The 13,101-nt window shown below is 71.9% G+C and carries 11 protein-coding genes; 6 read left to right on the top strand and 5 right to left on the bottom strand.

Going from position 1 to position 13,101, the window contains the following annotated elements; translation table 11 throughout:
* Positions 1 to 4: 4 nt before the first annotated feature.
* A complete protein-coding gene (locus ASC64_RS18625; RefSeq protein WP_056909062.1) occupies positions 5 to 2,248 on the bottom strand; it encodes a DUF6049 family protein in 2,244 nt (747 codons plus the stop codon).
* 53 nt (positions 2,249 to 2,301) lie between these two features.
* On the opposite strand from ASC64_RS18625, the gene ASC64_RS18620 reads away from it, so the two are divergent.
* The 3 genes from ASC64_RS18620 to ASC64_RS18610 are packed head-to-tail and all read left to right on the top strand — an operon-like array spanning position 2,302 to position 5,274.
* Entirely contained in the window at positions 2,302 to 3,753 is a 1,452-nt protein-coding gene (locus ASC64_RS18620) for a CCA tRNA nucleotidyltransferase (protein WP_056909061.1), read from the top strand.
* A gap of 49 nt (positions 3,754 to 3,802) precedes the next feature.
* The gene (locus tag ASC64_RS18615; protein ID WP_056909060.1) at positions 3,803 to 4,528 is read left to right on the top strand and encodes a FadR/GntR family transcriptional regulator; all 726 of its coding nucleotides are present in this window, start codon (positions 3,803 to 3,805) and stop codon (positions 4,526 to 4,528) included.
* Entirely contained in the window at positions 4,525 to 5,274 is a 750-nt protein-coding gene (locus tag ASC64_RS18610) for a sterol desaturase family protein (RefSeq protein ID WP_056909059.1), read from the top strand. The genes ASC64_RS18615 and ASC64_RS18610 overlap by 4 nt, the downstream gene beginning before the upstream one ends.
* A 10-nt stretch (positions 5,275 to 5,284) precedes the next feature.
* Here the strand turns inward: ASC64_RS18610 and ASC64_RS18605 are convergent, their stop codons facing one another.
* Positions 5,285 to 5,962, bottom strand: a complete 678-nt coding sequence (locus ASC64_RS18605; RefSeq protein ID WP_056909058.1) for an NADPH-dependent F420 reductase — start codon at positions 5,960 to 5,962, stop codon at positions 5,285 to 5,287.
* A gap of 82 nt (positions 5,963 to 6,044) precedes the next feature.
* Between ASC64_RS18605 and ASC64_RS18600 the strand changes: the two genes are divergently transcribed.
* On the top strand, positions 6,045 to 6,608 hold the full coding sequence (locus ASC64_RS18600) for a TetR/AcrR family transcriptional regulator (RefSeq protein WP_056909057.1): 564 nt from the start codon (positions 6,045 to 6,047) through the stop codon (positions 6,606 to 6,608).
* Positions 6,609 to 6,708: 100 nt separating this feature from the next.
* On the opposite strand, the gene ASC64_RS18595 is transcribed toward ASC64_RS18600, so the two are convergent.
* Both ASC64_RS18595 and ASC64_RS18590 read right to left on the bottom strand, forming a co-directional pair.
* Positions 6,709 to 7,791, bottom strand: coding sequence for an inositol-3-phosphate synthase (locus ASC64_RS18595; RefSeq protein ID WP_056909056.1), 1,083 nt, complete (start codon positions 7,789 to 7,791; stop codon positions 6,709 to 6,711).
* A gap of 100 nt (positions 7,792 to 7,891) precedes the next feature.
* Complete coding sequence (locus tag ASC64_RS18590; protein ID WP_056909055.1) at positions 7,892 to 8,467, bottom strand: PadR family transcriptional regulator; 576 nt, start codon at positions 8,465 to 8,467, stop codon at positions 7,892 to 7,894.
* A 71-nt stretch (positions 8,468 to 8,538) separates the two neighbouring features.
* Here ASC64_RS18590 and ASC64_RS18585 point away from each other — a divergent pair, with 71 nt between their 5' ends.
* Both ASC64_RS18585 and ASC64_RS18580 read left to right on the top strand, forming a co-directional pair.
* Positions 8,539 to 10,860 (top strand): transglycosylase domain-containing protein, encoded by a 2,322-nt coding sequence (locus ASC64_RS18585; protein ID WP_056909054.1) that lies wholly within the window; start codon positions 8,539 to 8,541, stop codon positions 10,858 to 10,860.
* Between the two features lie 8 nt (positions 10,861 to 10,868).
* The gene (locus ASC64_RS18580; RefSeq protein ID WP_056909053.1) at positions 10,869 to 12,104 is read left to right on the top strand and encodes a hypothetical protein; all 1,236 of its coding nucleotides are present in this window, start codon (positions 10,869 to 10,871) and stop codon (positions 12,102 to 12,104) included.
* On the opposite strand, the gene ASC64_RS18575 is transcribed toward ASC64_RS18580, so the two are convergent.
* Positions 12,015 to 13,094, bottom strand: a complete 1,080-nt coding sequence (locus ASC64_RS18575; protein WP_056909225.1) for an alanine racemase — start codon at positions 13,092 to 13,094, stop codon at positions 12,015 to 12,017. The genes ASC64_RS18580 and ASC64_RS18575 overlap by 90 nt on opposite strands.
* Positions 13,095 to 13,101: the final 7 nt, after the last annotated feature.

Here is a 13,101-nt window from a genome sequence, read left to right as displayed (position 1 = left end):
CCGCTCACGGGTGCCTGGGCTCGAGGTTGGGGCGTGCGGGGGCCTCGGCGGTCCCGGCCTCGTCGGGCGCCTCACCGTCGACGACCCGCTCGGTCTCCGCGCGTTCCGCGGCGGCGCGCTCGGCCCGGCGCGCGCGGACCTGCCGCGGCAGCCGGTAGCCGATCATGCCGAGGAGGACGAGGGCGCCGACCGCCATCACGATCCAGATGATCGCGCTCACCCGGGCGGCGCGGATCGGCAGCTCGTCGACCGATCCCAGCGGCACGCCGTCGACGGTGGTCACGGCGAGGCGGACCTGGTGGACGCCGGCCTGGCGGGTGCTGGCCTCGAAGCGCACCGCGCTCCGCGCCTCGGGCCCGAGCTCGCGCACGCCACCCCCGGTGAGCGTGAGCTGTCCGTCGGTGGTGGCGACAAGCTTGACCGTCACCGGCTGGTCGAGTCCGTTGACCAGGGTGGCGCCCAGGGGCCCGTTGTCGCTGGCGAGGGTGACCGCCTTGGGTGCCTCGACCGTGATCTTGCCGAGCTCGGCACGGATGGCGTCCTCGGTGCGGCCGGCCGCCGCGATCGCCAGGCCGGGTCGCGGTCGGTGCTGCGAGGAGAGGGTCACCAGCACCTCGTCGCCCACCTGGGTCTCGATGGTGGTCTGGAGCGTCAGCACGTCCTCGAGGATCGCTGCGGCGTCGCTCGCGCGTGTCGCCGCGCTGAAGCTGGTCGGGGAGAGCTCGTCCTCGACGTCGGTCGCGAGGTAGGCGAGGTCCGACTCGGGCACGTCGACCGGCACCCCGTCAGCCACGTCCTCGAAGGGCACCACGTCGAGCCACGGCTGGTCGAGGTCGGCGAAGAACTGCTGGGCGTCCTCGCCGCGCCACACCGTGGGCAGGGTGACCACCAGGGGGGAGTCGTCGCCGCTGGTCACGCGGAGCGCCGCCTCGCTCAGCAGCCTCTGCCGCAGGGCGAGGGGGTCGTCGGCGGCAGTCGGTCCCGGTCCGCCCGACTCGGCGCCGCTGCTGGTGACGAAGACCTCGCGGCCGAACAGCCGCACCACCGAGCTCGGCGTGCTCGGCGGCGGCGCGAAGGCGGTGTCCGCCAGCAGCACCGTGGTCCCGGGCGCCACCCGCGCCAGCGCCTCGGGGCTCAGGTGCCCGTCGAGGGGAGCCACCGCCGCCTGCGAGCGGAGCGACAGCGCACCCATGATCTCGCTGCCGCGGGCCACCGCCTCGTCGTAGCGGTCGGGGTCGTTGCGCACCGCTGCGGACACGTCGAGGTCGCCGTAGGGCAGGGTCAGGACCGTCTGCGTCCCGACCAGGGCTGTGAAGCGCGCGAACCAGTCGTTCGCCGCGGCGACGAGCTCCTCGTCGGCCGAGCCGGTCTGGCCGGGCTGGACGGGGGCGAGCGTCTGCGAGGGCGCGGGGGTCTCCTCCCCGTCACCGGCCGGCTCCTCCTCCGTCGGCTCCTGGCCCGGCACGGACGTGTCCGGACCGAGCCCACGCGGCACGTTGCCGCCGGTGAGCCGGGCGATCGCGTGCAGGACCGCGGGGTCCACCAGCCAGGTGTACGGCGTCGAGCCGGCCGACTCCGCCATGTCGAGGACGCCGTCGAGGCTGCCGCCCTCGGCCAGACGTCGCGCCCACCGCTCGGTGCCGCCGAGCGAGCCGTCAGCGGCATACCAGACCCGGCCGCGGATCGAGAGGATGACCGACGCCTCCTGCGTCTGCCCGCCGGTGGGACGAGCCGGGATGAACGTGCGGGCGCGCCCGTCGGCCACCGTGTCGCGCGGGACCTCGGCGGTGTCGCCGAGGGCGTGGACGCCGATCCAGTACACGCCCTGATCGCCGGAGGCGGGGAGCAGCTCCACCGGGATCGAGTCGGAGAAGGTCTCGGTGCTGCCCGGTGCCAGCTCGTCGATGGTGTCGAAGGTGCCCGGCACCGTGACCCGGTCGCCCACGGTCGCGCTGGCCTCCGTGGCGGCCGAGACGGCGAGCTGGGTCGAGTCGAGGATGGGGGAGGCGGACGAGAACGCGTGCAGGTTGACGCGGGTGTAGGTCGCGTCGCTGACGTTGGTGACCGTGCCGGTGATCTCCACGTCGCCCGTGCGCGGCAGCACGGGGCTGATGGAGTCGATGTGCACGACGAGGGGGTCGCCCTCCTCGGCCGGGGCGGCGGTCGCGGGCGCGAGGGCCCATCCGCTCGCCAGGCCGAGGGTCAGGAGCCCCGCCAGGGCAGCACGGAACGACGACGGGCGGGGCACGCACCGATGGTAGATGCTGGGCGCAGCCGGACCGGCACGTAGACTGGCCCGTCGTGTCCGACGCTGCTGTGCCCCCGCTCACGATCGTGGAGATCCAGCGCCGCGTGGGCGCGGAGCTCGACCGGATCGGCTCGGTGATCGACGAGCTCGGCGCGCGGTTCGCCGACGCGGGCGAGGAGCTGGCGCTCGTCGGCGGCCCGGTGCGCGACGCGATGATCGGCCGCCTGCAGAACGACCTCGACTTCACCACCTCGGCACGGCCCGAGACCACCGAGAAGCTGGTCTCCGGGTGGGCCGACGCGGTCTGGGACATGGGACGCGACTTCGGCACCATCGGCTGCCGCAAGGGGCCCTGGCAGGTCGAGATCACGACCTACCGCTCGGAGTCCTACGACCCGTCGTCACGCAAGCCCGACGTCGACTTCGGCGACAGCCTCGAGGGCGACCTCGGCCGGCGCGACTTCTCGGTCAACTCGATGGCGGTCCGGGTGCCGGGACGCGAGTTCGTCGACCCCTTCGGGGGGATCGTCGACCTGGCGGAGCGGGTGCTGCGCACCCCCGGCGCGCCCGAGGACTCCTTCTCCGACGACCCGCTGCGGATGATGCGGGCCGCGCGCTTCGCCGCCCAGCTCGGCTTCGACGTGGCGCCGGAGGTGGTCGCCGCCATGACCGCGATGGCGGGCCGGATCGAGATCATCTCGGCCGAGCGGGTGCGCGACGAGCTGGTGAAGCTGGTGTGCGCGCCGCACCCGCGCAAGGGCCTCACCCTGCTCGTCGAGACCGGGCTGGCTGCCCACGTCCTGCCGGAGCTGCCGGCGCTGGCCCTCGAGCGCGACGAGCACCACCGCCACAAGGACGTCTACGAGCACACGCTCACCGTCCTCGAGCAGTCGATCGACCTCGAGGAGCGCCTCGGTGGTGGTCCCGACTTCGTCTCCCGCTTCGCCGCGCTGATGCACGACGTCGGCAAGCCGAGGACGCGACGCTTCGAGTCCGGTGGCACCGTCACCTTCCACCACCACGACGTCGTGGGGGCCAAGCTGACCCGCAAGCGGATGCAGGCCCTGCGCTTCTCCAACCACGACATCGACGCGGTCTCGAAGCTGGTCGAGCTGCACCTGCGCTTCCACGGCTACGGCTCGGGCGAGTGGACCGACAGTGCCGTACGCCGCTACGTCCGCGACGCCGGCGACCAGCTCGACCGGCTGCACATCCTCACCCGCGCCGACTGCACGACGCGCAACCAGCGCAAGGCCGATCGACTCCGCCGCACCTACGACTCGCTCGAGGAACGCATCGCGCGGCTGTCCGAGCAGGAGGAGCTGGCCGCGATCCGGCCCGACCTCGACGGCAACCAGATCATGGGCATCCTCGGGATCGGTCCGGGCCGCGAGGTCGGCGAGGCCTACTCCTGGCTCCTCGAGCTGCGGATGGACGAGGGCCCGAAGTCGCCGGAGGACGCCGAGGCCGCCCTGCGTGAGTGGTGGGCATTGCGTCAGGAGTGACTGGTCTGACCACTTGACCACCTGACCGCGGCGGCCTACCGTCGACGGCATGCCGCTCACGCCAGTCGCCCGCCGGTCCGTGCCCGACGAGGTCTACGACCAGCTGCTCGGCGAGCTCCTCGACGGCGGTCTCGCTCCCGGCGAGACGCTCCCCAGCGAGCGCCGGCTCGCGGAGGTGCTCGGCGTCTCGCGTCCCGCGGTCCGCGAGGCGATGCAGCGGCTCGCCCACGCCGGCTACGTCGACGTACGCCAGGGGGACGCGACGACCGTCCGCGACTTCCGGCGCCTCGGCGGGCTCGACCTGCTGCCCCGTCTGCTGCTCGCACGTGGTGGCCTCGACCTCGCCGTCGCCCGCAGCATCCTCGAGGCACGGGCGCACGTCGGGCCGAAGATCGCCGAGCTAGCTGCCGAGCGCGGGGGCAGCTCCGTCGTCGCCGACCTCGAGGTCACGGTCCAGGCGCTGCGCGACGACGCCGACCCCGTACGCCGCCAGCACGTGGCGCTCGCCTTCTGGGAGCACCTCGTCGAGGCGGCCGACTCGATCACCTTCCGGCTGATGTTCAACAGCATGCGCGCCGCCTACCTCCCGCTGGTCGAGGCGCTCGCACCGCTGATGGCGGCCGAGGTCGACCGGGTCGAGGCCTACGCCGCACTGACGCAGGCCGTCGGAGCAGGGGACGGTGAGCAGGCAAGGGCCAGTGCGGCCGACCTCCTCGGCGCCGCCACGTCGAGCCTGCTCGAGGCCATCGACCAGGTCGGGGCGGAGGAGTCGTGAGCGACGCCGGGGCACGGACGCCGCGCGACGTCGTGGAGGCGCTGGCGCAGCAGCGGCTGGCGGGCGCGGAGCGCGAGCTCTCACGCAGGCCGCGGGTGACCCTCGCGCAGGCCGGTCGCGCGTTCTGGCGCTACCCCTCGCCGTGGATGATCGGCACCTTCCTGCTCGCCGCGGTCGCGGCGCGGGTCGCGGTGGGGTCCTGGTCGTGGTCGGACCTCCTGGCCCCGGGGGCCTTCGTCGCGCTGTTCCCCGTCGTGGAGTGGGTGATCCACGTCTTCATCCTGCACTGGCGCCCGCGTCGCATCGCCGGCGTCGAGGTCGACACGCTGCTCGCGCGCGACCACCGGCGTCACCACGCCGACCCGCGCGACGTACCCCTCGTCTTCATCCCGTGGCGCGCCCTCGTGTGGGTGATCGCGGTGCCCGGTGTGGTCCTGCCGGTCGTCGTCGGCGGCCTGCTGGGCGCCGACCTGCCGGGTCGGCTGTCGTTCGTGGTCACGCTCGCGGCGGCGCTCTTCGTCTACGAGTGGACCCACTACGTCATCCACTCCGACTACAAGCCGCGCACGCGCCCCTACAAGGCGATCTGGCGCAACCATCGGCTGCATCACTACAAGAACGAGCACTACTGGTTCTCGGTGACCACCTCGGGCACCAGCGACCGCCTGCTCGGCACGTACCCCGACCCGGCGTCCGTCGCGACCAGTCCGACGGCCAAGGACCTGCACGGTCTCGGCGAGACCTGAGCCGGCTCGGTCAGCGCACGACCTTGATGTTGAACATGCCGGTGCCGAGCGCGCCCATGGTGCGCAGCCAGAGCGGCAGCAGCATCTCGGTGCCCCGTGCGGACTCGATGCCGCCGAGGTCGATCACGTCCGTGTGACCGAGGGCGGTGAGGATGTCGCTCACCGTCGCCTTCGCCCGGGCGTCGTCCCCGGACACGAAGACCGTGGTGCCCTCCGGCAGCTGGGCGGGGTCGACCATGAGTGACGCGGTGAGTGTGTTGAGCGACTTGACCACCTTCGTCTCCGGGAACGCCGCCTGGATCCGCTCCCCCAGGGAGTCGGTGTCCTTGACGAACAGGCTCGGCGGAAACCCGGCCGAGAAGTCGAGCGGGTTCGAGATGTCGATGAGCACCTTGCCGGCCAGGTGGTCGGCGCCGGCGGCGGCCAGCATGTCGAGTGCGGCGGCACCGTTGCCTGCCAGGACGACGAGATCCGCCCCCGCGGCCGCGTCGGCGTACGTCGCCAGGGCGACGTCGGTGTGCTCGGCGTGCCAGGTGGCGAACGGCGGGTTGCCCATGCCGTCCGGGTCGGTGCGCGCGAGCGTCGCATCCGGGTCGCGGGTGCCGACGACGACGGCGTGTCCGATCCGGGTGAGGCCGCCGGCGAGCGCCTGTCCGACCATGCCGGTGCCGAGCACTGCGATGTCCATGGGTGTTCCTTCCGCCAGTACCAGACAGACCTGTCTGGATACCGACGGGACGCTAGCAGACAGATCTGTCTACACTCAAGGCATGGCGACCTCAGCTGCCCGGGACCGGATCCTCATGACCGCGTTCGAGCTCTTCTACGCCCGTGGGATCCGGGCCGTGGGTGTCGACCTGATCATTGCCGAGTCCGGGGTCGCCAAGGCCACCTTCTACAAGCACTTCCCGGCCAAGGACGAGCTGGTCCTGGCCTACCTCGACAAGGTCGACACCGTCTGGAGCGGCCAGCTGCGCGAGGCAGCCGCTGGTGGCGGTGCCGACCCGGCGGACCAGCTGGTCGCGCTCTTCGACGCGCTCGGCACGGCGTGCCGGCGCGACGGCTATCGCGGGTGCGCCTTCATCAACGCAGCCGCCGAGTCCCTGCCCGGGTCGCCCGTGCACGAGCGCACGGTGCGGCACAAGGACGAGGTGCGCGCCTGGGTGGGCGAGTTGGCCGAGCGGGCCGGCGCGAGCGACCCGGCCGGCCTGGCCCGGTCCCTCACGCTGCTGCTCGACGGCGGGCTGTCGGACGGGGCGCTCGCGGCGTCCCCGGACGCGCCCGAGCGCGCCAAGGCGACCGCCGCCCTGGTCGTGGCCGCCGCCATCGGCTGAGCGCGCACGGCGACGGCCCCCCAGGTCCGGGACGTGGACCTGAGGGGCCGTGCTGGTGGTGCTGGTGCGTCCTGCCCGTCTCCGGTGCGGGACGCGGGTGTCACTCGCCCGCGATGAACTTCTCGAGCTCGGCGCGACCGATGTCGTCGGGCATCTGCACCGGCGGGGACTTCATCAGGTAGGTCGAGGCCGGGATGATCGGGCCACCGATGCCGCGGTCCATGGCGATCTTCGCGGCGCGCACGGCGTCGATGATGATGCCGGCGGAGTTCGGGGAGTCCCAGACCTCGAGCTTGTACTCGAGGTTGAGCGGGACGTCACCGAAGGCGCGACCCTCGAGGCGGACGTAGGCCCACTTGCGGTCGTCGAGCCACGCGACGTAGTCGGACGGGCCGATGTGGACGTTGCGGTCGCTGACCTTGTCGGCGAGCTCGCCCTTGAGGTTGGACGTGACGGCCTGGGTCTTGGAGACCTTCTTGGACTCCAGGCGCTCGCGCTCGAGCATGTTCTTGAAGTCCATGTTGCCGCCGACGTTGAGCTGGTAGGTGCGGTCCAGCGCGACGCCGCGGTCCTCGAACAGCTTGGCCATCACGCGGTGCGTGATGGTCGCGCCGACCTGGCTCTTGATGTCGTCACCCACGATCGGGACGCCCGCGTCCTCGAACTTCTTGGCCCACTCGGGGTCGGAGGCGATGAAGACGGGGAGCGCGTTGACGAAGCCGACGCCCGCGTCGATGGCGCACTGGGCGTAGAACTTGTCGGCCTCCTCGGAACCCACCGGGAGGTAGGACACGAGGACGTCGACCTCGGCGTCCTTGAGCGCCTGGACGACGTCGACCGGCTCGGCCGCGGACTCCTCGATGGTCTGGCGGTAGTACTTGCCGAGGCCGTCGAGGGTCGGGCCGCGCTGGACCTCGACACCGAGCGTGGGGACGTCGGCGATCTTGATGGTGTTGTTCTCGGAGGCGTTGATGGCCTCGGAGAGGTCCTTGCCGACCTTCTTGTCGTCGACGTCGAAGGCGACGACGAACTTCACGTCGCTGACGTGGTAGTCGCCGAAGCGCACGTGCATGAGCCCGGGGACGGTCGCAGAGGCGTCCGCGTCCTTGTAGTACTCAACGCCCTGGATGAGGGAGGTGGCGCAGTTGCCCACACCCACGATCCCTACTCGTACCGAACCCATGGGGCTCTCCTTCTCTCTACTGGGGGCTTGAACTGGTTGCGTGATCTGGTGCAGCTGCGTGTCGTCCGCGACGCCCGCCCGAGGCGCTCGTCGCGACGACTCAGGTGGTGCCGGCCGTGCGGTGCGCGGGTGGATCGTCGCCGCCGCGCTCGGCCTGGATGAGGTCGGAGAGCCAGCGGACCTCGCGCTCGACGGACTCCACGCCGTGGCGCTGGAGCTCGGCGGCGTAGCGGTCGACCTCGGCCTGGGTGCGCTCGAGCTCGCCCTGCACGCGCGCCAGGCGCTCCTGCAGGCGAGAGCGACGCCCCTCCAGGACCCGGAGCCGGATCTCCATGTCGGTCGAGGAGAAGAACGCGAACCGGATGTCGAAGGTGTCGTCCTCCCAGGCCGTCGGACCGACCTCCGACATGAGCCGCTGGAAGTGCTCGTTGCCGGCCGGGGTGACCTCGTAGACGATGCGCGGCCGACGGCTGATCGGTGCCGTGGTGGCGGAGACCTCGGTGATGAGGTTGGCGCGCAGCATCTTCTTCAGTGCGGGATAGAGCGAGCCGTAGGACAGCACGCGTCCCCACCCCAGCATCAGGTTGAGCCGCTTGCGCAGCTCGTAGCCGTGCATGGGTCCCTCGTGCAGCAGTCCGAGGACTGCGAGCTCGATGGTGTCGCCACGACGTGCCATGTGACCTATCGTACCGATATATCCGCTGGTGACGAATCAGGGATCGGGCGCAGCCCCCGTACTCTTGCCCGGTGACTGCGAAGAGGAGGCAGCCGGGCAAGGCACAGACCCGGCGTCCCAAGCCCCGGCGTACGCCGCGACAGCGGGCGGCCCAGGTCGCCAAGGTCCTCGCGATCGTCGCCGCCGTCGGCGCCCTGGTCCTGACCGGGATCGTGGTGGTGCTCTACCAGGCCATCGACATCCCCGACGAGAACCAGGCCTTCAAGGCCCAGACGACGTTCGTCTACTACAAGGGCGGCGAGCAGCAGCTCGGCACCTACTACGAGGACCAGAACCGCGAGTCGATCCCGCTCGACGAGATGCCGCAGACGATGCAGGACGCGGTCGTCGCGGCGGAGAACCAGACGTTCTGGACCGACAAGGGCATCGACCCCAAGGGCATCCTCCGCGCGCTGTTCTCCAACGCGCGTGGCAACGATCGCCAGGGCGCGTCGACGATCACCCAGCAGTACGTCAAGATCCTCTACCTGACCAGCGAGCAGAGCTACAAGCGCAAGATCAAGGAAGCGATCGTCTCGCTGAAGATCCAGCAGAAGCTCAGCAAGAAGGAAGTCCTCGAGGGCTACCTCAACACCATCTACTTCGGTCGCGGTGCCTACGGCATCCAGGCCGCGTCGAAGGCCTACTTCGACCACCCGGCCTCCGAGCTGAGCCTGCGGGAGTCCGCCGTCCTCGCGACGGTGCTCAACAACCCGACGAAGTTCGACCCGCGCAACGGCAAGGAGGCCAAGGCGGACCTCAAGGACCGCTACGCCTACGTGCTCAACAGCATGGCCGACCTCGACTCGATCACGCCCGAGGAGCGCGACAAGGCGCTCAAGCGGCTCCCGAAGTTCCCCAAGATCGCCACCCAGAGCCAGTTCGGCGGCCAGAAGGGGCACATGCTGGCCCTGGTCAAGCAGGAGCTGCTGTCCAAGGGCATCGCCTCGGAGGAGGAGATCGACGGCGGTGGCCTGCGGATCACCACCACCTTCGACCCCGAGGTCATGGCCGACGTCCAGGCCGGGGTGCTGGAGGAGAAGCCCGACGGCTTCGGCGACAAGCAGCTGCACATCGGTGCCGCCACGATCGAGGTCGGCACCGGCGCGGTGCGGGGCTTCTACGGCGGCCAGGACTACCTCCAGTCGCAGATCAACTGGGCGGCCACCGGGGGCATGGCCGGCTCGACCATCAAGCCGCTCACGGTCGCCGCTGCGCTCAAGCAGGGCTTCTCGATCGAGGACACGTTCCAGGGCAACTCGCCCTTCGAGTTCCCCGACGGCACCGAGGTCCGCAACGAGGGCACCGGCTCCGACGGGCTCGGCAACGACTACGGCGAGTCCGTCAGCCTGGTGACCGCCGGCGAGGAGTCGATCAACACCGCCTTCGTCGACATGTCCGACTCCATGGAGGACGGCCCGCAGGCCATCTACGACATGGCCCGCTCGCTGGGCATCCCGGGCGAGACGCCCTCGCGGAAGTTCCCCGGCATCCCCGACAAGTCGGTCGACTTCAGCCCGTCCGACACGCTGATCACGCTGGGCAAGGGCCGGGTCAGCCCGATCAACATGGCCAACGCCTACGCCACCATCGCCAACGGTGGGCTGCGTGCCGACGCGCACGTCGTGGAGAAGGTCGTCGACGAGGACGGCAAGACCATCTACGAGTGGAAGCCCGCCACCCGCCGGGCCGTCGACGAGGACATCGCCGCCGACACGTCGTACGTCATGCAGCAGATCGTGCAGAACGGCACCGGCCAGGCAGCGCTGGCGCTCGGCCGCCCGGCCGCCGGCAAGACCGGCACCGCCACCGGCGGTGCCGAGGAGTACGTCTCCTCGTCGTGGTTCGCCGGCTACACCCCGCAGATGGCCACCGCGGTGATGTACGTCCGCGGCGACGGCGACGACCGCATCGACGAGTGGCTGCCGTCCTACTTCGGCGCCGTCTACCCCGCGCAGACCTGGACCGGCATCATGCAGAAGGTGATGGACGGGATGGAGGTCGAGGACTTCCCGGAGCCGGCCTACGTCGACGGTGACGCACCCGAGGACGGCCACGAGTACACCCCGCCGCCGTCGCCCCCGCCCCCGCCGCCGAAGCCGAGCAAGCCCACCAAGACCGCGACGGGCGGCATCCCGACGGAGACGCCGACGGAGACCCCGACCGAGACGCCGACCGAGACGGCCACCCCGACTCCGACGCCGACTCCGACGCCCACGCCCACCCCCACGCCCACCCCGACGCCCACGCCGACCACGCCCGTGCCGACCACGCCGGTGCCGACGACCCCGGTCCCGACCACCCCGACGGGTCGCTTCGAGCCGCGGCTCGGCGTCCTGGACGTCCGACCCTGAGCAAGGCCGTGGACCCGGTCGAGGCCCCGACGCGCAGCGACCCGGTCGCGGCCGCGCTCTCGGAGATGGTCGGGGGACCGGTCGGCGAGCACGCCGCCGGGCACCCCTGGTGGAGCCCGACGCGGGTGCTCCTGGGTGCGACCGCCCTGGTGCTGGGCGCGGGCATGCTCAGCAAGGGCGCCTGCGTGTCGTCGGGCTGGAGCAAGGACACCCAGCCCTACGCCGAGCTCTGCTGGACCTCCCTGGCCGGTCGTCCCGCCGACTCCAGCACACCGCCGCACGTCGCCACGTGGCTGGAGAGCCTGGCCGGGCTCTTCCCGGGCTCCGGGACGGTCTCGACCACCGCCGGGCTGGCGGTCCTGCTCGCGGCACTGGCCCTGCTCGCCACGGCCGTGCTGGTCCGTGTCGACGTACGCCGACCGTGGGCGGCCGCGGGATGGGCGATGTCGCCGGTCCTGCTGGTGCACTGGCTCTCCTGGGAGCTGGTGGCCGCGGTCGGGGTGGCGGTGCTGCTCTGGGGGTGGACCACCGGACGCGCGTGGCTCGCCGGGGTGGGCGCCGGCATCGGTGCCGCCTTCGCGCTGCCCGTCGCAGTCGCCTTCGTCGGTGTCGTGGCGGTCGGTGGCCGGATGCGCGACCGCGTCGACGCGCTCGTCGCGGCTGCGGCGGCGTACGTCGTGGTGACCCTCCCGGGTCGTGGCCACGTCGAGGACCCCGACGTCGGCTCGACCTGGCTCCTCCTCCACCAGGTCGGGGCACCGGGCTCGCGGACCTTCCGGATGACGGTGTCGCTGGTGGTGCTCGTCGTCGCCGCGGCCGCGGCCGTCCGGGTGGTCCGCCGGGCGGCCCGACCGACCGTGACCTCGTGCGCGCAGGTCGGGCTGCTGATGATGGTCGCCGCGCTGCTGGTGTCGCCGACGGCGCCGCCGGAGCTGGCCCTGCTCGCGCTCCCGCTGGCCGCCCTCGCCCTGCGGCGCTGGCGCGACCTGCTCGTGTGGCAGGGCTGCCAGCTGGTGAGCTGGGCGATCACGGGCTGGTGGCTCGGCGACGCCCTGGCGCCGACCGTCACCGACGACGACCGTGCCTACTGGCTGGCGATCCTGCTGCGGGTGGTCGGACTGCTGTGGCTGGCCGTCGCGGTGCTGCGCGACGCCTCAGCCGATGACGACGCGGTCGAAGTCGGTCGCGGTGAAGCGGACCCGGACCTCGATCTCCTCGCCGACCCGGGGCACCCGCGCGCCTGAGGGCACGAACAGCATCGAGGCCTGCATGTGCGGCGGCTCGGCGAAGAGGCGCTGCTTGCCGTCGATGGAGAACGGGGAGCGCACGAAGCCGACCGCGTCGAGGCCGCCGCGCGCCAGGGTGGCGGCGCGGGCCTTGAGCGACTGGTCACCGGTCGGCGCCTCGAGCCCGATGCCGTGCGCGGTGCCGCCGCTGACGATGACGATGTGCCCGTGCTTGGGGGCGCTGCGCCCGCGGTAGCCGAAGGTGTCGCCCCGGTCCACCTCGTGCACGTCGAGCACGGTGGCCCGGACGGCGAGCGCACCCCGGTCGCCGAGCCACAGGTCGGTGCCGATCCGCGGGCGCACGGTGAAGTCGGGGTAGCTGCCGGCCAGCGTGGTGATCTCGGCGTGGGTGAGGTGGGAGACGAAGACCGTGCGGGTCGTCAGCCCGGAGGCGACGACGTCGTTGACGAGCCGGTTGACCTCGCCGAGGTGCGAGGTGGTGTTGAGCGGCAGGTGCATGGCGACGCCGCGCAGTCCGCTGCGGCCGGTGCCCAGCACCTCGGCGGCCGTGGCCAGGTCGCGGCGCGTCATCCCGTGGCGTCGCATCGAGGTCAGCTGCTCCAGCACGAACCGCGCGGCGGGGTCGCGCTCCAGCAGGGCGGTCAGGTCCTCGGGCCGGCTGACCGTGTGGATCACGCGCCGCGCGGTCCGCTCGTCGAGCTCGAGGGCGGCCCCGAACGGTCGCCACGGCGTGAGCACCAGCAGGTCGCCGTCGAACCGCGACGCGGCCTCCGGCAGCTCGTCGTAGGTCCCGACGGAGAGCAGGTCGATGGCCGCCCCGGTCTCGTCGGCGTGCTCGGCCAGCCACTGCGCGCGCCGGGCCAGGCGGCCGAGGGTGAAGCCGTAGCCGTTGCCCTTGGCCACCGGGACGATGCCGGGGAACCTCGTCGCGGTCGCGAGGAGGTGGGCACGCCAGCGCTCGCCGTCGACCGAGAGGGTGAGGCTCATCGGCTCC

This window comes from Nocardioides sp. Root122 (assembly GCF_001425025.1).
Lineage (GTDB): Bacteria > Actinomycetota > Actinomycetes > Propionibacteriales > Nocardioidaceae > Nocardioides.
Note: the sequence above shows the minus strand (reverse complement) of the source record. Positions and strands in the feature narration are given on the sequence as shown.